Below are 22,039 nucleotides of genomic sequence, written 5' to 3'. Positions count from 1 at the left end.
CGTCCGGGGAGTTAGGCGTACAGATGCCGCTTCAAACAGTGTGTGTTGAGCATTCTTTCCCCTGTATGTTCACAGGGTTATCCACATAAGAAAAGGTCTTAATAAATTGTTAATAAAAGAAAGTATGGGTTATTCATAATTTCGTCGCCTACCGGATCTGAGGCGCTGGATACCCATTACCTTAGCAGGTGACTGTAAAAAGAGACTGAATAAACCTTCAAGTATAAAACTTTAAGCTTGAAAGTTTTTCCTGCTGACCTATCCTGATCTCATATTCTGGTTTCAGGGAAGAACGGTCATGAAAATTGCATGTTTGGGAGGAGGGCCTGCGGGGCTCTATTTTGCAATCTCGCTAAAGCTGCGGCAACCTGAGGCCGAAGTGACTGTTTTTGAGCAAAACAAAGCGGATGATACCTTTGGCTGGGGGGTGGTGCTTTCTGATGATGCCCTCGACAACCTAAGCCGCAATGATCCCCAAACCGCGCAGGCCATCAAAGATAACTTCGCCTATTGGGATGACATCGCCGTGGTGCAGGAGGGGGTGAGAACTGTCTCCGAAGGGCATGGTTTTGCGGGAATTGGTCGCAAGAAGATGCTCTTGATCCTGCAAGACCGGGCGCGGGAACTTGGTGTTGACCTGCGCTTTGAAACGCGGGCCAAACCTGCCTCGGCCTATCAGCAAGACTATGACGTGGTGGTTGGCTGTGATGGGCTGAACTCGGCAGTGCGCAGTGAATTTGCGGATCACTTCAAGCCTAATATTGATGTACGCCCCTGCAAGTTTATCTGGCTGGGTACTCATCAAAAATTTGATGATGCTTTTACCTTTGTGTTTGAAAAAACCAAACATGGCTGGGTCTGGATCCACGCTTATCAATTTGATGATGAGACCGCGACAGTGATTGTTGAGTGCTCTGGCGAGACTTGGGATCGCTGGGGGTTTGAAGATATGTCCAAGGAAGAGATTATTCGCACCTGCGAAGAGATCTTTGCAGATCACCTTGGCGGTCACGCCCTGATGTCCAACGCCGATCACCTGCGGGGCTCGGCGGTTTGGATCAACTTCCCCAGGGTGCTCTGTGATAAATGGCACCACGAAAACGTGGTGCTTTTGGGCGATGCCTCGGCGACGGCGCATTTTTCCATTGGTTCCGGCTCTCGGCTGGCCTTTGACAGCGCCATTGCCCTGGCGGAGCTGATCACCAGCGAAGACAGTCTGGAGCGGGCCTTTGAACGCTACCAGGAGGAACGTCGTCTGGATGTGCTGCGGCTGCAATCGGCAGCGCGCAATTCGCTGGAATGGTTTGAGGATGTCGAACGCTATCTTGGCATGGATCCGGTGCAGTTCAACTATTCTCTGCTCACCCGCAGTCAGCGAATTTCTCATGAAAACCTACGTCTGCGTGACCCTAAGTGGTTAGCCTCGGCTGAAAAATGGTTTCAGGAAAAGTCAGGCACGCCGAGCGATGCGCCTGTGCGGGCACCAATGTTTGCGCCCTACCAGCTGCGGGATATGCGGTTGAAAAACCGCATCGTGGTCTCGCCGATGGCGCAGTACAAAGCGGTAAATGGCTGCCCAACCGACTGGCATCTGATCCACTATGGCGAACGTGCCAAAGGCGGCGCGGGACTGGTTTATACCGAAATGACCTGTGTCAGCCCTGCGGGGCGGATCACGCCGGGATGTCCGGGTCTTTATGCGCCAGAGCATGAGGCGGCCTGGAAACGGCTGGTGGAGTTTGTGCATCAAGAGACCGATGCAAAGATCTGTTGTCAGATTGGTCATTCGGGGCGCAAGGGGTCGACCCAGGTTGGCTGGGAAACCATGGATGCACCGCTGGCGGCTGATAACTGGGATCTGGTCTCGGCATCGGCCTTGCCCTGGTCGCCGGACAATGCCACCCCGCGTGAGATCAGTTTGGCAGAAATGGATCAGGTCAAGGCGGAGTTCGTGGCCTCGGCCCAAATGGCAGCGCGCTGTGGCTTTGACATGATCGAACTGCATGCCGCACATGGCTACCTGATTTCCTCCTTCATTTCGCCAAAATCGAACATCCGTGTGGATTCCTATGGTGGGTCTCTGGAAAACCGGATGCGCTATCCGCTTGAGGTCTTTGCCGCGATGCGGGCAGTCTGGCCCGCAGACAGGCCTATGTCGGTGCGGATATCTGCAACCGATTGGTTGGGGCAGGACGGGGTGACGCCGGAAGAGGCGGTGGGGATCGCCCGTGCCTTTGCGGAGGTCGGCGTTGATATCATTGATGTGTCGGCGGGACAGACGTCGATTGACGCCCAGCCGGTCTATGGCCGTATGTTCCAGACGCCCTTTTCCGACCGTATTCGCAATGAGGCGGGCCTGGCGACCATGGCTGTGGGCAATATCTACGAGGCGGATCACGCCAATTCCATCCTGATGGCGGGGCGGGCCGATTTGGTCTGTGTTGGCCGCCCGCATCTGGCAGATCCGTATTGGACATTGCACGAGGCAACCAAGATTGGCGACCGATCTGGCCATTGGCCCTTGCCCTATGAGGCGGGGCGCGATCAGGCCTGGCGGCTTGCGGACCGCGAGGCAGAGGTGATCCGGGCATGAGCTTTCACGGCAAACACGTTGTTATCACTGGCGGAGGTTCCGGTGTTGGCGCTGAACTTGCCCGGCAATTTGCGGCCCAAGATGCCAAGGTGACAATCCTTGGCCGCCGTCTGGAGGCGCTGCAGCAGGTTGCGGCAGAGACAGGCGCCCTGCCGCTGACCTGTGATGTGACCAAGAGGCAGAGCCTTGATCAGGCAATTGCGCAAGCGGGCGCTGTAAACGGCGCGGTAGATATTGCCCTGGCCAATGCGGGGGCGGCACCTTCCATGGCTTTTGAACAGATGGCGGTGGAGGATTTCACCGATGCTTTGGGGGTTAACCTGCTGGGGGTGTTCAACCTCTGGCAGGCCTGCCTTCCGGGGATGAAGGCCGCGGGCTGGGGGCGATTGATCGCCGTGGCCTCCACTGCCGGGCTCAAGGGATATCCCTATGTTTCTGGCTATTGCGCGGCAAAACATGGTGTGCTGGGCTTGACCCGGTCACTGGCAATCGAGCTGGCAAAAACCGGGGTAACGGTGAATGCCCTGTGCCCTGGGTTTATCGAGACGCCACTGTTGCAGACCTCGCTGGACCTTATTGTGACAAAGACCGGCATGTCACGGGCGCAGGCGGAAAAATCGCTGCGTCGCGGGAACCCGCAGGATCGCTTTATCCAACCGATGGAGGTGGCCGAGGCCGCGCTTTGGTTGGCTGGCGACGGGGCAGGGTCGGTGAATGGTACAGCATTGCCCATTTCTGGAGGTGAAATTTGAGCGAGACAGATATCTCAAAGGATCGGTTGCGGCTTTGGCTGCGGCTGCTCAAGGCGACACGCAGTGTGGAGAGCGCGCTGCGTGAAAACCTGCGCCAGGAGTTTACCACCACGCTGCCGCGCTTTGACGTGATGGCGGCGCTGTCGCAGCATCGACAGGGGCTCAAGATGAGCGAATTGTCCAGCGTGCTGAAGGTCTCCAATGGCAATGTGACCGGTATCGTCGAGCGTCTGGTCGAGGATGGCCATGTGCTGCGCGAAAAAGTCCCCGGAGACCGCCGCGCCAGCCGGGTGCGGCTGACCCCGGCGGGCGAAGCGGAGTTTGCCCGTCAGGCCAAGGCGCATGAGAGCTGGATTGATCAGATTTTTACCGGCGTCGCCCCCGAGGCGACCCAGGCTATGGCCGAGGCACTGGATGCAGTGGCCCGGCGATTGGAAAACAAGGATAGCGCGCCATGACCCAGGTCTCCTCCCCGCATTTCGAGCCCAAGCATTTTCTCTGCAAGATCGAAGAGGGCATTGCCACCGTCGCTTTGGATCGGCCAGAGCGCAAGAACCCGCTGACCTTTGACAGCTATGCAGAGCTGCGCGATTGGTTTCGCGATTTGCACTATGATGATGAGGTCAAGGCGGTAGTCTTTGCCTCAAATGGCGGCAACTTTAGCTCGGGCGGCGATGTGCATGATATCATTGGCCCGCTGACCAAGATGAGCATGAAAGAGCTGCTGGCCTTTACCCGTATGACCGGGGATCTTGTGAAGGCGATTGTCAATTGCGGCAAGCCGGTGATCGCCGCGATTGATGGTATTTGTGTTGGGGCCGGCGCGATTATCGCCATGGCGTCAGATCTGCGGATTGCCACGCCCGAGGCCAAGACGGCCTTTTTATTTACCCGTGTTGGTCTTGCCGGCTGTGACATGGGCGCCTGCGCCATCCTGCCCCGGATCATTGGCCAGGGGCGCGCTGCCGAGCTGCTATATACCGGGCGCTCCATGAGTGCTGAAGAAGGCCTTGCCTGGGGGTTTCACAACAAGCTGGTAGAGGCCCCGGATCTGGAAGTGCAGGCGCGGGCGCTGGCGCAGCGTATCGCGGCGGGGCCGAACTTTGGCAATATGATGACAAAGACAATGCTGGCGCAGGAATGGTCCATGTCGATTGAACAGGCCATAGAGGCCGAGGCGCAGGCCCAGGCAATCTGCATGCAGACTGCGGATTTTGAACGCGCCTACCGGGCCTTTGTGAACAAGGAAAAACCGGTGTTTGAGGGCGATTAAGCCGCAAGCCGCAGCGCGTGATGCGGCGGTTGGATGCCTCCGGCGGAGGTATTTTAGGGAAAGATGAAGAGAAGGGGTGACAGATGGCAGACCGGACATTTTTGAGCTGGCCGTTCTTTGAGGACCGGCACCGGGTGCTGGCGCATGAGTTGGACCTTTGGGCCGGGCAGAACCTGGCTGGCATTGATCACGGTGATGTGGACGCGGCCTGTCGCAACCTGGTTGCCGCCCTTGGGGAGGCTGGATGGGCGCAGCACAGTGGTGCGATGGCGGGGGAGAGCCTGGATGTGCGCAGCCTCTGCCTGATCCGCGAAACCCTGGCGCGCCATGACGGGCTGGCTGATTTTGCCTTTGCGATGCAGGGGCTTGGCACCGGGGCGATTTCGCTGTTTGGCTCTGAGGCCCAGCAGGCGGAATGGTTGCCGCTGACCCGCAGCGGCAGGGCGATTTCGGCCTTTGCGCTCACCGAGCCGCAGTCGGGATCGGATGTGGCCAATTCCACCATGACCGCGACAGTGGATGGCGATGACTATGTGCTGAATGGGGAAAAGACCTGGATTTCCAATGGTGGCATTGCGGATGTTTACACGGTGTTTGCCCGCAGCGGCGAGGCGCCGGGGGCCAGGGGATTGTCCGCCTTTATCGTGCCTGCTGGCCTGCCAGGGTTTGAAGTGGTGGAGCGCCAGCAGGTGATTGCGCCGCATCCGCTGGCCACCCTGCGATTTACCGACTGTCGCATCCCCAAATCCGCCCTGTTGGGTCAGGCGGGGGGCGGTTTCAAAATCGCCATGTCGGTGCTGGATGTGTTCCGCTCGACGGTGGCGGCGGCGGCGCTTGGCTTTGCCCGGCGGGCGTTGGATGAGGCGCTGCAGCGGGTTTCAACCCGGCAGGTGCAGGGGGCGCCGCTGTTTGATTTGCAGATGGTGCAGGGCCATATTGCCGATATGGCGCTGGACGTGGATGCGGCGGCGCTGCTGGTCTACCGGGCCGCCTGGGCCAAGGACAGCGGCGCGGCGCGTGTCACCCGCGAGGCCGCCATGGCCAAGCTGTTTTCGACGGATCAGGCGCAGCAGGTTATCGACAAGGCGGTGCAGCTGCATGGCGGGGATGGGGTGCGCCACGGTCAGAAAGTCGAGGAGCTGTACCGCGATATCAGAGCTTTGCGCATCTATGAGGGCGCCTCGGATGTGCAACGGGTGGTGATTGCCCGTCAGACCCTTGGTGCCTATCAAGGAGGGGCGTAAGATGCTGGGAGTTTCTGCACATAGCGATACATTCACCCGCGACAACCTACCACCAGAGGATCAATGGCCGGAGTTCATGCTGGAGGGGTTTGCCTACCCGGACCGGCTGAATGTCGGGGTTGAGCTGACGGATGCCATGGTGGCCAAAGGATTTGGCGATCACATTGCGCTGATCGGCAATGGCCGACGGCGCACCTATAAGGAGCTGGCAGATTGGACCAATCGGCTGGCCCATGTGCTGAGCGAAGATCTGGGGGTAGTGCCGGGCAATCGTGTCTTGATCCGCTCTGCCAATAACCCGGCGATGGTGGCCTGCTGGCTGGCTGCCACCAAGGTTGGCGCGGTGGTGGTCAATACCATGCCGATGCTGCGCGCCGGGGAGCTGGGGCAGATTGTTGACAAGGCCGAAATCACCCATGCGCTTTGTGATACCCGGTTGATGGAGGAATTGGTCACCTGTGCCAAAACCTCCAAGTATCTGAAATCGGTGGTTGGCTTTGACGGCACCTCTAACCATGACGCCGAGCTGGACCGTTTGGCGCTGGAAAAGCCGGTGAGCTATGACGCGGTGAAGACCGGGCGTGATGATGTGGCGCTGTTGGGCTTTACCTCGGGAACCACCGGGTCGCCCAAGGCGACGATGCATTTTCACCGGGATCTGTTGATCATTGCCGATGGCTATGCCCGCGAAGTTCTGGATGTGCAGCCCGAAGATGTCTTTGTTGGCTCGCCGCCTTTGGCCTTTACCTTTGGGCTGGGTGGGTTGGCGATTTTCCCGCTGCGGTTTGGTGCCGCTGCAACCCTGTTGGAGAACGCATCGCCCCCCAATCTGATAGAGATCATCGAAAAATACCGGGCGACGGTTTGTTTTACCGCGCCGACGGCCTACCGTGTGATGTTGCAGGCGATGGATGAGGGGGCGGATCTGTCTTCGTTGCGGGCCGCTGTTTCCGCGGGTGAGACGCTGCCTTCGCCGGTTTATGAGGCCTGGATCGCCAAGACGGGCAAGCCGATGCTGGACGGGATTGGCGCCACCGAGATGCTGCATATCTTTATCACCAACCGGTTTTCTGATCACCGCCCGGCCTGTACCGGCAAGCCTGTGAGCGGCTATCAGGTGCGCATCCTGAACAGCGACGGCACCGAGGCGCCGCGCGGGGAGATTGGACGTCTGGCTGTGAAAGGTCCGACGGGCTGTCGCTATCTGGCTGATGACCGCCAGTCAGCCTATGTTCAGGATGGCTGGAATGTGACCGGGGACAGTTTCAGAATGGATGAGGCGGGCTATCTGCATTTTGCCGCCCGCAACGATGATATGATTGTCTCGGCCGGCTATAATATCGCGGGTCCTGAGGTGGAGGCGGCGCTGCTGTCCCATGAGGCGGTGGCGGAATGCGCGGTGATTGCAGCGCCAAACGAGGCCCGTGGCTCTATTGTCGAGGCGCATATCGTGCTGACCGCCGGGCATGTGCCCTCGCAGGATTTGGTAAAGATCTTGCAGGACCACGTGAAGGCCAGTATCGCGCCGTTCAAATATCCCCGCTCGGTGGTTTTTACCAAGGAGCTGCCAAAGACCGAAACCGGCAAAATCCAGCGCTTTCGCTTGAAAGCGGCGCAGTAGACAGAGGCGGGGCCGGAAAATGTCGGCGCACTGATGTGGCAGAACCGGCCCCAATCCTTTGTCCCGCTCATGCGGCTTTTGCAGCCAGTTTTTCGACCTGAGCAAGCCAGCGGTTTACGGCTTTGGGCTTTGGGTGGGATGCCGCTGCAAAAAAGTTGCTCTTGACCGGTTTCAGACCGATAAACCCAAGAATCTGGCGTTCGGTCTGGCGCAACATGGCATTGCTGTAAAGCAGCCACATCAGAAACTTTGGGGTGTCTGCGGTAACAATGACGCGGCCACTGCGCCCCTTTAGCATCGGGGCCGGCATGCCCATCTTGGTGTTTTGGGTGTCAAAGGCTCTGCCCGGCAGCAATGCGCGGTCAAACAGGCCTTTCAATTTTCCAGGCAATCCCCCCCACCACATAGGGGTGGTCATCACAAAGTGCTCGCACCATTCCAGATTGTTGAAAAAGCTCTGTAAATTCGGCTCCAGAGGTTTGACCTCAGTATAACCGGCAAAGCCATAGTCGATGTCAAACTCCAGATCATGCAGATGCAGGATGCGAACCTCGTGGCCATGTGCCTCTGCGGCGCGGGCATAGGCAAGGCTCAGCGCTTTGTTGAGAGACGTCTCAGCGGGGTGGCCGTTCAAGATGAAGATGCGGGTCATTGGGGGCTCCAAACTGGCTATTAATTGACTACGGTCATTTATTGAGGTAAAAAATGACTATGGTCAATTAGAAAATGACTACGGTCACTTTTAGTTGATGTTTGGGTTGGCAATTTGACCATTCCGGCCGAACATGGCAGCAGGAGAGCATGGTGAGACAAATGCAGAAGAGAACTCTTGAGACACGGGCCCGACTTGTCGCTGTGGCCACAGCGCTGGTGGCGGAAAATGGCTATGCAGCCCTGCGGACCGACGAAGTGGTTCAGGGGGCTGGTGTCGCCAAGGGGACGTTCTTTGCGCATTTCAAAGACAAGGACGCTTTGATGGATCTGCTGATCGGGGCTGGCATCGACCAGCATCTGGATCAACTGGCCAAGGCGCCTGCGCCCAGAACTGTTGAGGACCTGGTTGCCTTGCAGCAGCCGTTGCTGCGCTACATGACACAGGAGCGCTATGTTTTTGATGTGATCCTGCGATTGTCCGGCGCGGCTGCTGTGGCTGAGATTGGTGCAATTGCCACGACCTTTGACCGGTATTTGACCCTCACGGCCCTTTGGTTCGAGACAGGCCAGTTCCGCCAGGATATTTCCGCCGAATTACAGGCCGAGGGTATGCAGGCCTTTCTGACTCAGGCGATGGCTCTGCATTTTTGTGCCCTGCACGAGGATCAAACTATGGAGGCCAGGCTCACTGTCTACCTCCGGGCCTGGCTGTGTCCTGGGGGGTAAGGTTGTGATCTGCTTGGCCTCCAATTGCGGCTAAGGAAATGTCGTCGCAGCGTCGCCGTCCTGCCATTGGGGGTATTTCAGCATGACTGCTTCAAACCTGCTGCTGGTCAGAAAGCGCTCCAACCAGGCCTGAAGGTTGGGCCAGAGCTGCTGGTCAAACCAGGCTTTGTCGATAAATGCGAATTGCCGTACGAAGGGCAATATGGCGTAGTCCGCGATGGAAGCTTGGTCAAAAATCCATGTGTCAATCTGCTGATCCAGGTCTGAGAGAAACTCAGCGGCCTTTTGGCGCTGTGCCGTTGCGTCCTCATCCGGGTAGCGGCTGGCATATTTGGTTCGGTCCAGGGCCTGTTTGAAGGGGCCGTCGGCTCTGGCAATCCAGTCCCAGCCAGCATCAGGCATCGCCAGCCAGTGTTCCGGGTCATTCTGGCGAAGTGCCCAGATCATAATCTCGAGACTTTCATCAATCACCTGCTCGGGGGTGGTCAAACAGGGCACCGTGGCGCTGGGGGAGGCATCTAAAAACGCGTCAGGCTTATCACGCAGCACAATTTCGCGCAGCTCAACAGGCTGCGCAGCTGAGGCCAGGGCCAGACGGGCGCGCATGGCATAGGGACATCTGCGAAAGGAATATAGCGTGTGGGTCATGGGGCCGTTGGTTTTTTTGTTTCAGGTAAGTGCAGGTCTTTGCAGCAGCTCCACAAGGCCGCAGTTCTTTCCCCTTGTCGAGAGGCAGGTCTTGGGCGGTTCAAGATCTCGGGGCCTTTCATTCCGGGCGGCGCAGCGCTAACTGTAACGGGATTATCACCAAGTTATTAGCATGAGGATCTGTAGTCACATGACTTCCTTTCCCAAAATCTGGTTTTTGCGTCACGGGCAAACCGAGTGGAACGCAGAGAAACGCATTCAGGGGCAATTGGAATCGCAATTGAGCCCCCTGGGTCAATCCCATGCGCGCCAACAGGCAGCGCTGATGCGGCCGATCTTGGCACAGGTTCCGACGTGCTACGTGTCGCCATTGGGCCGGGCGCGGGAAACGGCAGAGATTGCCCTGGCCGGGGCCGATATCACCATCGACCCTCGCTTGGCTGAGGCCCATGCCGGCGATCTGCAGGGGATGACCTTACCGGAGGTGGAGGTGCGGTTCCCAGATATCTGGGCTGCAAACCCCTCTCATCTGGACCTGTTCTGTGCCGCCCCCAATGGCGAAGGCTATGCCAGCTTCCATGCCCGTATCCTGTCGTTCATGCAGGCTTTGACGGGCCCCTCGGTTGTTGTGGCCCATGGATTGCTGGGGCAGGTGATGCGCGGAATTGTTCTGGGCTTGTCGCGTCAGGAGATGGCAAAACTGTCAAACCAGCAGGGCTGTATCTATGTTCTGGAGGAGGGCCGTGAACAGCTTTTGCAGTAAACTGACTTTTTTGCAAAAAATGCCTTTTCCCCTCTTGCGCCTGCCCCTGTCTTTGTCTAAATCCCCGCATATCGGGTGATTAGCTCAGTTGGTAGAGCGCTTCGTTTACACCGAAGATGTCGGGAGTTCGAGCCTCTCATCACCCACCATGCAACCCCTTGAAATTGACGGAATAACATCTCTTTCGGGGTGGGTTGCCTAGGGCATTTGGCAGAGCCATATGTTGCTGCCGGATAGAGACAATGTTAGAATTTGCCATTCCAAATTGGGTAGCGCTCCCAAATCTATAGGAGACAAGGCTTGTCTAACCCTCGTCCAACATTGACCCTGACCTTGCGCCGCACTGGTGGGACCTCTTTGCAGAATTTTCTAGCGCAGGTTTCTCCGTTCCGGACGGTTGAGCATGAGCCCTTTAACCCAGGGCGGCTCTGGGGGCATGTTGTCAAAAAATTCCAGGAAGACAAAGATCTATCCGCCCTCGAGGCAAGCATCGACTCACTGTTGCAGCAAAAGGTCAATATCAAACACTGCATCGAGGTTCCCCCTCCTCAGGTGACAAAGACGCTGATCAAATGCGCCAAAAAGCATGGCTATTTTTTCATCGTCCTGACCCGCAGCAACAGCATTCGCAGGTTGAGGTCTCTTTTCCTGGCCTTCTCTACCGGAGCCTGGGGGCCGGAGCAGGAGGCCGAGCGGTATCCGGCGATCCTTTCTGGTGAAATTGTGCCTGCCCCCATCGATCTGGATATGGTGCGCAGGCAGTATTGGAGTGACCAATTGGTGCTTGGACGTGTCATTGCGCAACTGAGGTACCAACAGATCGACTATGAGTGGTTGGTCTTTGAGGAGGTCTATCAGGGGGAGGAACCGGTTTCTGTACATGCGAAAAAACTGGCAACACAGATTGGCATGGATGTGTCAGCGGAGGGTGCCAAATTGGATAAGCTGACGGAAAGAGGCAAGCAGAGTTCCTTTCAGATCGAAGGCTTCATTCCAAACTATGATGCGATGATGCAGGTTTTGCAGGAGATCTGCATCGACTGATCGCTTTTGATCCCACAGTTCTAGCCGTCTTTTGCAGGTACTGCTGCAATGGATTTGATTTGTCAGACGGCAAATCACCGACACAGAGGTTTGTGGCATGGTGGGGGGCTTTGGCCCCCCTTTGCTATTGGCCCGCTATTGTTCCAGATCGCCCTTGCACATCGTTCGCCGCTTTGCTGCTGCAGACAGGCGGTAAAATGCTCGGGGCGCTGTCAGCGGGGGGCGAGAAAGGTGGGCGCCGGAAGTGGCGGATCCTTTTGCGGCTGGGAACGCCCTATTTGAAGTGATGAAAATCAAATGGTTACAATGTTCTGGCCATTTTTTTCGACCAAAGCCGCGAAAATGCCAAAACACCGCTTGACGATCCCCGAGCGCTGGGAATATTACAGCCCAACATTCAGCAGCGATGCTGGATGGGCAGCACGCGGTTGTAGCTCAGCTGGTTAGAGTACCGGCCTGTCACGCCGGGGGTCGCGGGTTCGAGCCCCGTCAACCGCGCCACTGCTGCCTGTCTGATTTGGACATATCAAATCCCGCTCCGGATGGGGCCGCCTCGGATGAGGGATGTGGCCAAGGCCACTACGAAGAAAATGCGCGGTTGTAGCTCAGCTGGTTAGAGTACCGGCCTGTCACGCCGGGGGTCGCGGGTTCGAGCCCCGTCAACCGCGCCACTTCTTCACTTTGCCCCTCTTAGGGCGCCTGAAAAGGTATAGATGCGCGGTTGTAGCTCAGCTGGTTAGAGTACCGGCCTGTCACGCCGGGGGTCGCGGGTTCGAGCCCCGTCAACCGCGCCACTTTTCTCAATAGTCTGTCTTGAACATCTAAGCAAATTGGCCAGCAGCCGCTGCTTCATGTGCCGCCCTTTGGTCGGCGCTATCTGGTGGTCGGCGCGATCCGGGTGGTCTGGTCTGTCGAATGCTATGCGCCTGCGAAACGCCAAACAGCCCCCGAAGGGGCTGCGTGATGTCGATCCATTGCAACATATGGGGGAGCGCTCTTGCCCCTCTTTAGGGGGCGGGTGGGGTAGGTTCTGCCTGCGTGTCATGGCGCCAGGAGGTCAGCTCGGAATTGACCCATTTGGTCAGCCGTTCCATATCCAGATTCTGTTCGGTTTCCAGGTGGCGTAGCATCACCCGCACCCCATGTTGATAGCCCGCGCGGTAGCTTTCTTCTGGGTCGCTCTGGATGCCTTCAAAGCCGGCGGGACGTTTGTATTTGCTATGTGGCATTGCCTGTTTCTCCATTTGCAACAATCTGTGCTGTTCAGCGCAGTCTCGCAAGAACTGGCTAAACAAGTCTTAAGCGGATTGGTCTGGAGAGAGAATATGAGCGTATATCGCGCGTAAATTCGCGTTTCTGCCCGGGCAAGATGCCAAATCTACGACAGATCACTTGTCTTGCAGGGGGCAGGGGCTGGTGTCGCGACCAGCCCCTGCGTCTTTGCTTATTTTGTCAGGGCGTCCAGGATGCGCGCCCAGGACCGGGTGCCCTTGTGGAAGCTCTTGAGGTCGTATTTCTCATTGGGGGAATGGATGGCGTCATCTTCGTTGGCATAGCCAACCAACATGGATTCCATGCCCAGAATGGATTTGAAGAATCCCGCAATCGGGATGGAACCACCCATGCCACAGAATACGGCTTCGCGGTTCCATTCATCGCTAAGAGCGCCGCGCGCGGCTTCAAATTCGGGGCGGGTAATGTCCATCACCGAGGCCCGCGATCCTTCCAGATCATTGTCCCAGATGACTTTGCTATCGGGTTTCAGCTGGGCCTCGACGTGTTTGCGCAGCTTGGCGCGCAGGGCGTCCGGATCCATGTCCCCCACCAGACGGCAGGTGATCTTGCAGTGGGCCTCGGAGGGGATCACGGTTTTGGAGCCCGCGCCATTGTAGCCGCCCCAGATACCGTTGATTTCCAGCGTTGGGCGGGCCCATTGCTGCTCGAGGATGGAATAGTCCTTTTCGCCATGGGCCTGGGTGTAGCCTGCATTGTCGAGGTAGTCTTTGGCGGTGAAACCAGATGCCTCCCACTGGCGCAGCAGCTCGGCGGGAACGGGCTCTACCCCCTCATAGAATCCCTCCACCGCAACGGCGCCGGTCTCTTCATCGTAGAAAGAGGCTATAATGCGCGAGATTTCCCGCAGCGGGTTGAGACCGGGACCGCCGTAATGGCCGGAATGCAGATCAATCCGGGGGCCGACCAGGGTGAATTCATCCTTCAGCATGCCACGCAGCTGCGACGAAATCGACGGCACCCCGCGTGACACCATCGAGGTGTCGCAGATCAGGGCGAGATCCGCTTTCAGTTCTGCTGCGTGCTCTTGCATGAACGGCACCAGCGAGGGAGAGCCGCTCTCTTCCTCACCTTCAAAGAAAAAGGTGATGCGGCAGGGCAGGGTGCCATGGATGGCTTTCCAGGCGCGGCAGGCTTCGACAAATGTCATCAGCTGCCCCTTGTCATCCGAAGCGCCACGGCCCCGGATCACGGTGCCATTTTTGGTCTCTTCCAGCTTGGGGTCAAAGGGGGGTGTTTTCCACAGCTCCAGGGGGTCGACCGGTTGCACGTCATAGTGGCCGTAAAACAGCACATGGGGGGTGTCACTGTTATCTTCGCCAAAATGGCCCACCACCATGGGATGCCCGGGGGTGGGGCGTTTTTCGGCTTTGATCCCAATGCTTTTCAGGTCCGAAACCAGCCAGTCAGCGGCCTTGTCACATTCGGCCTTATAGGCGGGATCAGTGGAAATGGATTGGATACGCAAAAGTTCCAGCAACCGCTGGGTTGCGGCCTCTAGGTCTGTGTCAATCCGATCAAGCACATCGTTAAGCGACATTTTAGTCTCCGGTCATTGTCCTGGGTTCAAGGGGGATCCCTGCCCGGGACCCTAGCAGCCTCCCTGGGAGGGAGCCAGATCTGCGAAGGGGAGAAATAAGCCTGGGCGCGCAAAGGCCCGCGCAGCGCCATTTCCAGGTGTCGCCTGGTGGGGGGGCTGGTGGGGGGGCTGGCGGGGCGAATCTGCAAGTCAGCCCCGGAATCTGCCACAGATTTCCGTGTTGTGAGGCGCAGATGCGGGGGCAGAGGAGGGGAGATTGGGTTTCCAATAGGCGGCAATCGCCGCTTTTGTCGCAGCCGATACGGCGCAAATGGCGGGAAAGGGGGCGCAGGGCTTCTTGTCGGGCTTTTGCTATAGGTCTATTTGACCTGTATCAAAGTTGTGCAGGGCTGCGGTGCGTATCCGGTTGATCTAAGAGTGCGCATTTGTTACTCATTCATGAATGCGAATGGGTGAGCGACCTGCAAACTGCGTGACATATACACAGCCTGCGCTGCTTTACGATAGGCGCCCTTGATAGCTATGGAGAAGCCGGTGGACTATTCCGCGAAACTCGACGCCGCCATTGATCGTCTACACGAAGAGGGGCGGTACCGCACCTTTATCGACATCGAACGCAAAAACGGTCAGTTTCCGCATGCGGTTTGGACGCGGCCCGATGGCAGCCGTCAGGACATCACGGTTTGGTGTGGCAACGACTATCTTGGCATGGGGCAGAACCCGGTTGTGTTGCAGGCCATGCACGAGGCCATTGATGCCACCGGCGCCGGATCTGGCGGCACCCGCAATATTTCGGGCACCACGGTTTATCACAAACGCCTGGAGGCCGAGCTGGCGGATCTGCACCGCAAAGAGGCCGCCCTGCTGTTTACCTCCGCCTATATCGCCAATGATGCGACGCTTTCGACGCTGCCAAAACTGTTTCCCGGGTTGATCATCTATTCGGATGCGCTGAACCATGCCTCGATGATCGAAGGTGTGCGCCGCAATGGTGGCGACAAGCGGGTGTTCCGCCACAATGACGTCGCGCATCTGCGAGAACTGCTGCAAGCAGACGATCCTGCCGCGCCCAAATTGATCGCCTTTGAATCTGTTTATTCAATGGACGGTGATTTTGGCCCGATTAAGGAAATCTGTGATCTGGCCGATGAATTTGGCGCATTGACCTATATTGATGAGGTCCATGCCGTTGGGCTTTATGGCCCCCGCGGTGGTGGTGTTGCCGAGCGGGACAATCTGGCCCATCGCATTGATATCATCAACGGTACCCTGGCCAAGGCTTACGGGGTTATGGGCGGATATATCGCTGCCTCGGAGAAAATGTGCGACGCGATTCGCTCTTATGCGCCCGGCTTTATCTTCACCACGTCCCTGTCCCCTGCGGTTGCAGCAGGTGCCGCAGCTTCGGTGGCTTATCTCAAAGAGCATCCAGAGCTGCGAGAGAAGCACCAGGAATTGGCCAAGGCTCTGAAACTTCGCCTGAAAGGATTGGGGCTCCCGATTATTGACCATGGCAGCCACATCGTTCCGGTGATTGTTGGCGATCCTGTTCATACAAAAAAGCTCAGCGATATGCTGCTGTCCGAGTTCGGCCTCTACGTGCAGCCGATCAATTTCCCCACAGTGCCACGCGGTACCGAACGGCTGCGGTTTACACCATCACCCGTGCATGGTCCCTCAGAAGTCGATCACCTGGTGCAGGCGATGGACAGTCTTTGGTCGCATTGTGCGCTGAATCGTGCCGAACTGGCGGGCTAGAGCACAGATTTGTGTTCAAAATAGTTGAGTGTGCTATATTTCCCTTAATGAAAAGGTGCGGACGAATCGCGGGGTGATTCGTTTAGTGCCATAAGATGTCGAATGCGGCAGGCTATGATGGGACAGCGGGCATGATTAGGCGCCTCACTTTGCGCAAGTCGATGGAGCATGAGCAAATCTCAGCTCCGAAGAGTTTCGATGACTATGAATTGCGCCTCGGCGATATGATGCGCGGCGAGCGGGCGACCATGGGGAAATCCCTGCTGGACGTCCAACGTGAGCTCCGCATCAAAGCTTCCTATATAGCTGCAATCGAAAATTCGGATCCTTCGGTTTTTGATACCCCCGGTTTTATCGCGGGCTATGTGCGGTCCTACGCACGGTATCTGAATATGGATGCTGAAGTTGCCTTTGATACCTTCTGCCGCGAAAGCGGCTTTGCCGTTGCCCATGGCATGTCGTCGCAAGCCTCTTCTCGCAAGATAGTTGTCGCACCAATCACCAAAAGCGGGGGGCTGGGAAGCGGCGCATTTACTGCACCAACCACGCCCTTTGCCCCCGCTGCTAGTGGCGTTTTTGCCCAGATTGAACCTCGTGCCATTGGCTCGCTGATGGTGCTGGTGGGATTGATCGCCGGGATTGGATACGGCGGGTTGAGCATCCTGAAAGAAGTGCAACAGGTGCAATATGCTCCTGTTGAGCAGACGCCGTTGGTTTTGGCTGATGTCGACCCGCTTCAGGGCGCGCAGCGCAGTTCCGGTGCCGCGTCTTATTCTGTCAATGAAACCGATATGGCTGCGGCGGCGCTGGATCGTCTGTATCGCCCACGGGCGCTGGATGTACCGGTTCTGGTGGCACGCGATGCCCCTATCGCGACGCTGAACCCCGGAAGCCTGGGCAACTTTGCCGTGCCTGAACTGCCCAGCCTGACCCTCGCCGAAGCAAGCCAACCCTCTGCCGGGCCTCTGGGGCTTGCGGTTCCACAGGTTGTTGAAAGTGTATCTCCCGGTGTCGAAATGGTGGCCGTGCGCCCCTCTTGGGTGCAGGTCACCGCGGCGGATGGCTCGGTTATCTTTGAAGCCATCATGAACGCAGGCGACAGTTTTTCGGTTCCCCTGACCGAAGAGGCGCCAAAGCTGCGCACCGGCGAAAGCGGCGCAATCTACTTTGCTGTCAATGGCGATCATTTTGGCCCGGTCGGCAAACGCGGTCAGGTGAGCAAAAATGTCGATCTGTCGGTGGATGGCGTGTTGGAACGCTTTGAGGTTGCCGATTTGACCGATGGGAAAAACAGCGCCTTGGCAACCATGGTTGCCGCCCTGCAAACCTCGCCCGCCTCCGAATAGGGGCGACGAAATGCGGGTATCTTGGCAGGTTCCGCCAATTTGCGCTGCTATGTCTTCTTCACAGTAAAAGAAAACCGATCTCTTGGGGGTGCGGGCCTGCACGCCCCATTGCAGCGCCAGTGCAGAGCCCTTAATTAACACCCAACGAGGGTCAACCGGGATCAGCCTGCATGTCGATGAATCACATTCGCCCCTGGCGCAATATCGAGCGCCGTAAAAGCCGTCAGATTCACGTTGGCAAGGTTGCCATTGGTGGGGATGCCCCCATCGCAGTGCAGACCATGACCAATACGCTGACCACGGATATTCCCGGCACCATTGCCCAGGTTCTGGCTGCAGCCGAGGCGGGTGCGGATCTGGTGCGGGTCTCGGTGCCGGATGAGGCCTCCTCCAAGGCCTTGAAAGAGATTGTTGCCGAAAGCCCGGTTCCAATTGTTGCGGATATCCATTTCCACTACAAACGTGGCATTGAGGCCGCCGAGGCGGGCGCGGCCTGCCTGCGGATCAATCCCGGCAATATCGGCGATGAGAAACGCGTCGCTGAGGTCATCCGGGCGGCCCGCGACCATGATTGTGCCATTCGCATTGGCGTCAACGCGGGCTCGTTGGAAAAGCACCTGTTGGACAAATATGCTGAGCCCTGTCCGGCTGCCATGGTTGAAAGCGGCCTGGATCATATCAGGATCCTGGAGGATCATGATTTCCACAATTTCAAGATTTCCCTCAAGGCTTCGGATGTCTTTATGACTGCCGCCGCCTATCAACAACTGGCCGATGCCACCGACGCGCCGATCCATATCGGGGTGACCGAGGCAGGCGGCTTTGTGTCCGGCACCATCAAATCGGCCATCGGTCTGGGTCAGCTGTTGTGGATGGGCATTGGCGACACCCTGCGTGTCAGTCTTTCGGCGGATCCGGTCGAAGAGGTTAAGGTGGGCTTTGAGATCCTCAAATCCCTGGGGCTGCGCCATCGCGGCGTAAACATCATCTCCTGCCCCTCCTGCGCGCGGCAGGGGTTTGACGTGATCAAAACCGTTGAGGCGCTGGAAGACCGACTGGCCCACATCCACACACCGCTGAGCCTGTCGATCATCGGCTGCGTGGTGAATGGCCCGGGCGAGGCACTGATGACCGATGTTGGCTTTACCGGTGGCGGCGCCGGGGCTGGTATGGTCTATTTGGCCGGCAAGGCGAGCCACAAGATGAGCAACGAAGCCATGGTGGATCACATCGTTGAAGAGGTGGAGAAAAAGGCTTCTGAGATCGCTGCCAAGGAGGCGCTGGAAGTCGGGGACTGATCGCTCGCAAACCGGCCCGGTTTCAATAAAGGCCCGTCTGCACTCAAACCCGTCTGCACTCAATACCTGTCTGCACTCAATACCTGTCTGCAATAAAATAAAGGGCGCCTGTTTGGGCGCCCTTTATTTGTCTTGTCAGCTGGATCAGCTGTTTTCTTCGCGCTGCTCATCGACCATGATTTTCAGCTGATCAGCAGGCAGGTAGCCCCGCAGCAGCTGGTTGCCGAGCACAAAGGTCGGCGTGCCGGAAATGGCCAGGTTCTGCGCCAGAGCGCGGGTGCGGCGCAGCTCGTTGGTGACGGCTTCTGAATCCATCGCGGCCAAGATGGCATCCGCGTCGAGCGACAGCCCCTCTGCCAGGCGGCGCATGGTGACCTCATTCAACTCGCTGCTTATTGTGATCAGGGCGTCATGGACCTGTTCATAGGCCTCATCCCCCGCGATTTGTTTTGTGGCAACCGCAAACCGGGAGGCAAAGACCGAGGCCTCTCCCAGAATGGGGAATTCTTTGACGATGAGCCGGATATTTCCGTCTGCCTGCAGCAGCTCGGCAACTTCTGGGGCGGCTTTGCGGCAGTAGCCACAGCGGTAGTCCATAAATTCAACCAGGGTAATATCGCCCTCGGGGTTGCCCCCAACCCAGGAATAGCCATCGTTGTACAGCTCGTCCTGATTGGCGGCGACCAGGGCCACATCCCGGTTGGCCTCATCTGCGGCCTGCTGCTGCTCCAGCAGATTGACCGCCTCCAGGATCACTTCGGGGTGCTCCATCAGATAGGCGCGCACTTCGGCTCCAAAGGCAGCGCGTTCCTCTGCGGTCATAGCGCCTAGGTCAAAGGCCTGCGCCGGAAGGCTGCCCAATACGAGCGCCGCAGCGGTTGCGACCCCGGAGGCCATGCGCGAAAGAGGTTTCATCGTCGTTTCCTTTTTTGACTTTGTTCATAGGCCAACACAACATCCTGAGCGCGGCGCCAGGTGGCAGACCCACGTGGCAGAAGCGCGACAGCGCGTTTTGCGTGCAGGCCTGCATCTTCGAAACGCCCGGCAAGAGCGTAGCGTTCGGCAGTCACCAAAGCTGCCATACCGTTTTGTCCGGCCTTGGCATAGGCCTGTGACATATCCCGCAGCAAGAGTGCATTGCGAAAATCCAGACTGCGGGACTTTTCCATTGTTTTCAGGGCCGCAGTTGGCGCCCCTGCTGCCAATTGCGCCCGGCCATAGCTGGCCAGAACCAGAGGGTCGGAAGGCGAGAGCTGAACCGCACGGGCAAAGCTATTCTTGGCGTCGTTCCAGCGGCGGTTTTCAAACAAAATCTGGCCTTTGAGCTCGTGGTAGAAGGCATCATCGGGACGGATGGACAGGGCGCCATTCATACTGCGCAGCGCCTTTTGCAGATCATTGCGCCGGTGGTAGGCAATGGCCTCACGCATCAGGCGAATGTCCCTGTGGAGCTCTTCCTTGGCGCGGCGCAGGCTCCATTTGGGGGCGCGTTTGAAGGCAGAGAGCTTGCCGCGGATCCGGGCAAACCAATACTCGGCCTGCGGATCGGCCGCGCTGGTGTGGCCATGTGAGGTGACAAAGGCCTCGGCGGCGCGGATGCGGTCCCGGCTCAGGGGATGGGACCGCATGTAGGGGTCCTGGTTTGCCACGCTCAGCACTTCCTGGCCGGCAAAAATCTTGTGCAGATCCACCAGCCCCTGTGGGTCAATGCCAGCCGCCTTGAGATAGCGGGCGGCGGCGCGATCCGCCGAGGATTCTTCGGCGCGGGTATGAGACAGGAAGCCACGCAAGGCTGAGCTCTGGGTGCCAATTGCGATCCCGCCCGCGGCCTCGCTGGCTCCGGCAGCGGCAGCCAGGGCGGCGAGGGCCAGGCCCAGCCCGGCTGCAGTGCCGGCGGATTGCAGATTCTGCATTCTTCGGGCCAGATGCCCATTGGAAATATGGGCCGCCTCATGGGCAATCACCGCCTGCAGCATTTCAGGGCTGGTGACCTTCAGGATCAGGCCATAGTTGATAAAAATTGTGCGGCTGTCCAAAACAAAGGCATTAAACTGGGAGTCATTCACCACCAGAACGCGCAGGCGTTTTGCATTCAGCCCGGCGGCGCGCAGCACAGGCGCGGCCAGCCGGGACAGGCCCTGTTCGATATCCGCATCCCGCAATAGCGTAATCGTCGCCGCCTGGACACAGGTGGCGGTGTAGACGAGCAGGCAAAACACCACAGCCGGGATTGACGCCAGCCGAGAGAAACGGTCAAAAGTCATGCGCGCACCATGGGAGATCATCATGCGAAACTCAAGCAGATCAAACGTCGATCCCTTCATTGTGATGGATGTGATGGAGGCCGCCCGTCAGGCCGAAGAGCAGGGGCGCCACATCATCCATATGGAAGTGGGCCAGCCCTCGACCGGGGCGCCAATGGCGGCGCGGCGGGCTCTGGCTGATGCGCTGGATGACAATAGCCTGGGCTATACCGTGGCGCTGGGTTTACCGGCCCTGAGACGCCGCATCGCGCAGCTGTATGGGGAATGGTATGATGTTGACCTGAACCCGGACCGGGTGGTGGTCACACCCGGCTCTTCCGGGGCTTTTCTGCTGGGTTTTACTGCGCTGTTTGACAGCGGCGACCGGGTCGGCATTGGCGCACCGGGCTATCCCTCCTATCGTCAGATCTTGTCGGCGCTGGGGCTGACCCCTGTTGATATCGAGACCGCGCCGGAAAACCGGCTGCAACCGGTGGCCGCTGATCTGGAGGGGCTGAATCTGGCCGGGCTGATGGTGGCCTCGCCGGGCAATCCCACGGGCACGATGCTTGATCACGGGGCAATGAGCAGCCTCATTGACGCCGCCAGGGCGCAGGACGCCGCATTTATTTCGGATGAGATCTACCACGGTCTGGAGTATGAGGCCAAGGCGGTCACCGCGCTGGAACTCACCGATGACTGCTATGTCATCAACTCCTTTTCCAAGTTTTTTTCCATGACCGGCTGGCGGGTTGGCTGGATGGTGGTGCCCGAAGATCATGTGCGGGTGATCGAACGTCTGGCGCAGAACATGTTTATCTGCGCGCCCCATGCCAGCCAGGTCGCCGCTCTGGCGGCGCTGGATTGCCAGGACGAGATGCGCGAAAACCTTGCGGTTTATGCCCGCAACCGCCAGCTGATGCTGGAGGGGCTGCCCGCTGCCGGCTTTGACAAGATCGCGCCACCGGATGGTGCCTTTTATGTCTATGCCGATGTGTCTGACCTGACCACGGACAGCCGCAGCTTTGCCGCTGAAATCCTTGAAAAGGCGGGCGTGGCTGTGACACCGGGTCTGGACTTTGATCCGGTGCGTGGCGCCACAACGCTGCGGTTTTCCTATGCACGCGGCACCGCTGACATCGAGGAGGGTCTTAGCCGTCTCAAACGGTTTATGGCGGCGCGTGGCTGAACGAGGCGGATAAAGCGGCAAACTGGCGCGCAGGCGGTTTGATCTCTTCCTGGC

General features: G+C 58.2%; 19 protein-coding genes and 4 tRNA genes. 17 read left to right on the top strand and 6 right to left on the bottom strand.

What is annotated here, in order from left to right:
- Positions 1-298: 298 nt before the first annotated feature.
- From ARCT_RS0115920 to ARCT_RS0115895, 6 genes are all read left to right on the top strand, one after another.
- Complete coding sequence (locus ARCT_RS0115920; RefSeq protein WP_027240958.1) at positions 299-2,593, top strand: bifunctional salicylyl-CoA 5-hydroxylase/oxidoreductase; 2,295 nt, start codon at positions 299-301, stop codon at positions 2,591-2,593.
- Positions 2,590-3,345 carry an SDR family NAD(P)-dependent oxidoreductase gene (locus ARCT_RS0115915; RefSeq protein WP_027240957.1) on the top strand — a complete coding sequence of 252 codons (756 nt, stop codon included), beginning with the start codon at positions 2,590-2,592 and terminating at the stop codon, positions 3,343-3,345. The genes ARCT_RS0115920 and ARCT_RS0115915 overlap by 4 nt, the downstream gene beginning before the upstream one ends.
- Positions 3,342-3,803 carry a MarR family winged helix-turn-helix transcriptional regulator gene (locus tag ARCT_RS0115910; protein WP_027240956.1) on the top strand — a complete coding sequence of 154 codons (462 nt, stop codon included), beginning with the start codon at positions 3,342-3,344 and terminating at the stop codon, positions 3,801-3,803. The genes ARCT_RS0115915 and ARCT_RS0115910 overlap by 4 nt, the downstream gene beginning before the upstream one ends.
- Positions 3,800-4,618 carry an enoyl-CoA hydratase family protein gene (locus tag ARCT_RS0115905; RefSeq protein WP_027240955.1) on the top strand — a complete coding sequence of 273 codons (819 nt, stop codon included), beginning with the start codon at positions 3,800-3,802 and terminating at the stop codon, positions 4,616-4,618. Before ARCT_RS0115910 ends, ARCT_RS0115905 begins: the two co-directional genes overlap by 4 nt.
- Before the next feature lie 83 nt (positions 4,619-4,701).
- A complete protein-coding gene (locus ARCT_RS0115900; RefSeq protein WP_027240954.1) occupies positions 4,702-5,862 on the top strand; it encodes an acyl-CoA dehydrogenase family protein in 1,161 nt (386 codons plus the stop codon).
- A gap of 1 nt (position 5,863) precedes the next feature.
- Entirely contained in the window at positions 5,864-7,483 is a 1,620-nt protein-coding gene (locus ARCT_RS0115895) for an AMP-binding protein (RefSeq protein ID WP_027240953.1), read from the top strand.
- A 67-nt stretch (positions 7,484-7,550) separates the two neighbouring features.
- On the opposite strand, the gene ARCT_RS0115890 is transcribed toward ARCT_RS0115895, so the two are convergent.
- A complete protein-coding gene (locus ARCT_RS0115890) occupies positions 7,551-8,135 on the bottom strand; it encodes an NAD(P)H-dependent oxidoreductase (RefSeq protein WP_027240952.1) in 585 nt (194 codons plus the stop codon).
- A gap of 161 nt (positions 8,136-8,296) precedes the next feature.
- Here ARCT_RS0115890 and ARCT_RS0115885 point away from each other — a divergent pair, with 161 nt between their 5' ends.
- Complete coding sequence (locus ARCT_RS0115885; RefSeq protein ID WP_084300888.1) at positions 8,297-8,863, top strand: TetR/AcrR family transcriptional regulator; 567 nt, start codon at positions 8,297-8,299, stop codon at positions 8,861-8,863.
- 30 nt (positions 8,864-8,893) lie between these two features.
- Here ARCT_RS0115885 and ARCT_RS0115880 read toward each other — a convergent pair whose 3' ends face one another.
- A complete protein-coding gene (locus ARCT_RS0115880) occupies positions 8,894-9,511 on the bottom strand; it encodes a glutathione S-transferase (RefSeq protein ID WP_027240950.1) in 618 nt (205 codons plus the stop codon).
- Positions 9,512-9,701: 190 nt separating this feature from the next.
- Here ARCT_RS0115880 and ARCT_RS0115875 point away from each other — a divergent pair, with 190 nt between their 5' ends.
- From ARCT_RS0115875 to ARCT_RS0115850, 6 genes are all read left to right on the top strand, one after another.
- Positions 9,702-10,274 carry a histidine phosphatase family protein gene (locus tag ARCT_RS0115875; protein WP_027240949.1) on the top strand — a complete coding sequence of 191 codons (573 nt, stop codon included), beginning with the start codon at positions 9,702-9,704 and terminating at the stop codon, positions 10,272-10,274.
- A gap of 73 nt (positions 10,275-10,347) precedes the next feature.
- Positions 10,348-10,423, top strand: a tRNA-Val gene (locus ARCT_RS0115870).
- A 151-nt stretch (positions 10,424-10,574) separates the two neighbouring features.
- Complete coding sequence (locus ARCT_RS0115865) at positions 10,575-11,318, top strand: hypothetical protein (protein ID WP_154665376.1); 744 nt, start codon at positions 10,575-10,577, stop codon at positions 11,316-11,318.
- A 424-nt stretch (positions 11,319-11,742) separates the two neighbouring features.
- Positions 11,743-11,819, top strand: a tRNA-Asp gene (locus ARCT_RS0115860).
- Between the two features lie 93 nt (positions 11,820-11,912).
- Positions 11,913-11,989 (top strand) — tRNA-Asp (locus ARCT_RS0115855).
- A 46-nt stretch (positions 11,990-12,035) separates the two neighbouring features.
- Positions 12,036-12,112: transfer RNA gene (locus tag ARCT_RS0115850), tRNA-Asp, on the top strand.
- A 213-nt stretch (positions 12,113-12,325) separates the two neighbouring features.
- Here ARCT_RS0115850 and ARCT_RS0115845 read toward each other — a convergent pair.
- A complete protein-coding gene (locus ARCT_RS0115845) occupies positions 12,326-12,547 on the bottom strand; it encodes a hypothetical protein (RefSeq protein WP_027240947.1) in 222 nt (73 codons plus the stop codon).
- A 215-nt stretch (positions 12,548-12,762) separates the two neighbouring features.
- The gene (locus ARCT_RS0115840; RefSeq protein WP_027240946.1) at positions 12,763-14,151 is read right to left on the bottom strand and encodes a M20/M25/M40 family metallo-hydrolase; all 1,389 of its coding nucleotides are present in this window, start codon (positions 14,149-14,151) and stop codon (positions 12,763-12,765) included.
- A gap of 534 nt (positions 14,152-14,685) precedes the next feature.
- Here ARCT_RS0115840 and hemA point away from each other — a divergent pair.
- From hemA to ispG, 3 genes are all read left to right on the top strand, one after another.
- Positions 14,686-15,909: a 5-aminolevulinate synthase gene (gene hemA, locus ARCT_RS0115835; protein ID WP_027240945.1), complete on the top strand. Its 1,224-nt coding sequence runs from the start codon at positions 14,686-14,688 to the stop codon at positions 15,907-15,909.
- Between the two features lie 131 nt (positions 15,910-16,040).
- Positions 16,041-17,255, top strand: a complete 1,215-nt coding sequence (locus ARCT_RS0115830; RefSeq protein ID WP_027240944.1) for a helix-turn-helix domain-containing protein — start codon at positions 16,041-16,043, stop codon at positions 17,253-17,255.
- Positions 17,256-17,425: 170 nt separating this feature from the next.
- Positions 17,426-18,553, top strand: a complete 1,128-nt coding sequence (gene ispG, locus ARCT_RS0115825) for a flavodoxin-dependent (E)-4-hydroxy-3-methylbut-2-enyl-diphosphate synthase (RefSeq protein WP_027240943.1) — start codon at positions 17,426-17,428, stop codon at positions 18,551-18,553.
- 144 nt (positions 18,554-18,697) lie between these two features.
- Here the strand turns inward: ispG and ARCT_RS0115820 are convergent, their stop codons facing one another.
- Both ARCT_RS0115820 and ARCT_RS0115815 read right to left on the bottom strand, forming a co-directional pair.
- Positions 18,698-19,468 (bottom strand): DsbA family protein, encoded by a 771-nt coding sequence (locus ARCT_RS0115820; RefSeq protein WP_027240942.1) that lies wholly within the window; start codon positions 19,466-19,468, stop codon positions 18,698-18,700.
- A complete protein-coding gene (locus ARCT_RS0115815; protein ID WP_240476327.1) occupies positions 19,465-20,877 on the bottom strand; it encodes a M48 family metalloprotease in 1,413 nt (470 codons plus the stop codon). Before ARCT_RS0115815 ends, ARCT_RS0115820 begins: the two co-directional genes overlap by 4 nt.
- On the opposite strand from ARCT_RS0115815, the gene ARCT_RS0115810 reads away from it, so the two are divergent.
- A complete protein-coding gene (locus ARCT_RS0115810; protein WP_027240940.1) occupies positions 20,840-21,985 on the top strand; it encodes a pyridoxal phosphate-dependent aminotransferase in 1,146 nt (381 codons plus the stop codon). The genes ARCT_RS0115815 and ARCT_RS0115810 overlap by 38 nt on opposite strands.
- The last annotated feature ends 54 nt before the right edge of the window (positions 21,986-22,039 follow it).

The sequence above is a fragment of the Pseudophaeobacter arcticus DSM 23566 genome, assembly GCF_000473205.1.
Lineage (GTDB): Bacteria > Pseudomonadota > Alphaproteobacteria > Rhodobacterales > Rhodobacteraceae > Pseudophaeobacter > Pseudophaeobacter arcticus.
The sequence above is the reverse complement of the archived record's forward strand: the minus strand, read 5'-3'. Positions and strand labels throughout refer to the sequence as shown.

What these genes read in the sequence shown, in the direction of transcription:
- ARCT_RS0115830 (WP_027240944.1), top strand. Translation starts at nt 16,041, where the DNA reads ATGATTAGGCGCCTCACTTTGCGCAAGTCGATGGAGCATGAGCAAATC.
- ARCT_RS0115915 (WP_027240957.1), top strand. Translation starts at nt 2,590, where the DNA reads ATGAGCTTTCACGGCAAACACGTTGTTATCACTGGCGGAGGTTCCGGT.
- ARCT_RS0115875 (WP_027240949.1), top strand. Translation starts at nt 9,702, where the DNA reads ATGACTTCCTTTCCCAAAATCTGGTTTTTGCGTCACGGGCAAACCGAG.
- ARCT_RS0115920 (WP_027240958.1), top strand. Translation starts at nt 299, where the DNA reads ATGAAAATTGCATGTTTGGGAGGAGGGCCTGCGGGGCTCTATTTTGCA.
- ARCT_RS0115890 (WP_027240952.1), bottom strand. Translation starts at nt 8,135, where the DNA reads ATGACCCGCATCTTCATCTTGAACGGCCACCCCGCTGAGACGTCTCTC.
- ARCT_RS0115840 (WP_027240946.1), bottom strand. Translation starts at nt 14,151, where the DNA reads ATGTCGCTTAACGATGTGCTTGATCGGATTGACACAGACCTAGAGGCC.
- ispG (WP_027240943.1), top strand. Translation starts at nt 17,426, where the DNA reads ATGTCGATGAATCACATTCGCCCCTGGCGCAATATCGAGCGCCGTAAA.
- ARCT_RS0115810 (WP_027240940.1), top strand. Translation starts at nt 20,840, where the DNA reads ATGCGAAACTCAAGCAGATCAAACGTCGATCCCTTCATTGTGATGGAT.
- ARCT_RS0115900 (WP_027240954.1), top strand. Translation starts at nt 4,702, where the DNA reads ATGGCAGACCGGACATTTTTGAGCTGGCCGTTCTTTGAGGACCGGCAC.
- ARCT_RS0115820 (WP_027240942.1), bottom strand. Translation starts at nt 19,468, where the DNA reads ATGAAACCTCTTTCGCGCATGGCCTCCGGGGTCGCAACCGCTGCGGCG.
- ARCT_RS0115895 (WP_027240953.1), top strand. Translation starts at nt 5,864, where the DNA reads ATGCTGGGAGTTTCTGCACATAGCGATACATTCACCCGCGACAACCTA.
- ARCT_RS0115845 (WP_027240947.1), bottom strand. Translation starts at nt 12,547, where the DNA reads ATGCCACATAGCAAATACAAACGTCCCGCCGGCTTTGAAGGCATCCAG.
- ARCT_RS0115905 (WP_027240955.1), top strand. Translation starts at nt 3,800, where the DNA reads ATGACCCAGGTCTCCTCCCCGCATTTCGAGCCCAAGCATTTTCTCTGC.
- ARCT_RS0115885 (WP_084300888.1), top strand. Translation starts at nt 8,297, where the DNA reads ATGCAGAAGAGAACTCTTGAGACACGGGCCCGACTTGTCGCTGTGGCC.
- ARCT_RS0115880 (WP_027240950.1), bottom strand. Translation starts at nt 9,511, where the DNA reads ATGACCCACACGCTATATTCCTTTCGCAGATGTCCCTATGCCATGCGC.
- ARCT_RS0115815 (WP_240476327.1), bottom strand. Translation starts at nt 20,877, where the DNA reads ATGAAGGGATCGACGTTTGATCTGCTTGAGTTTCGCATGATGATCTCC.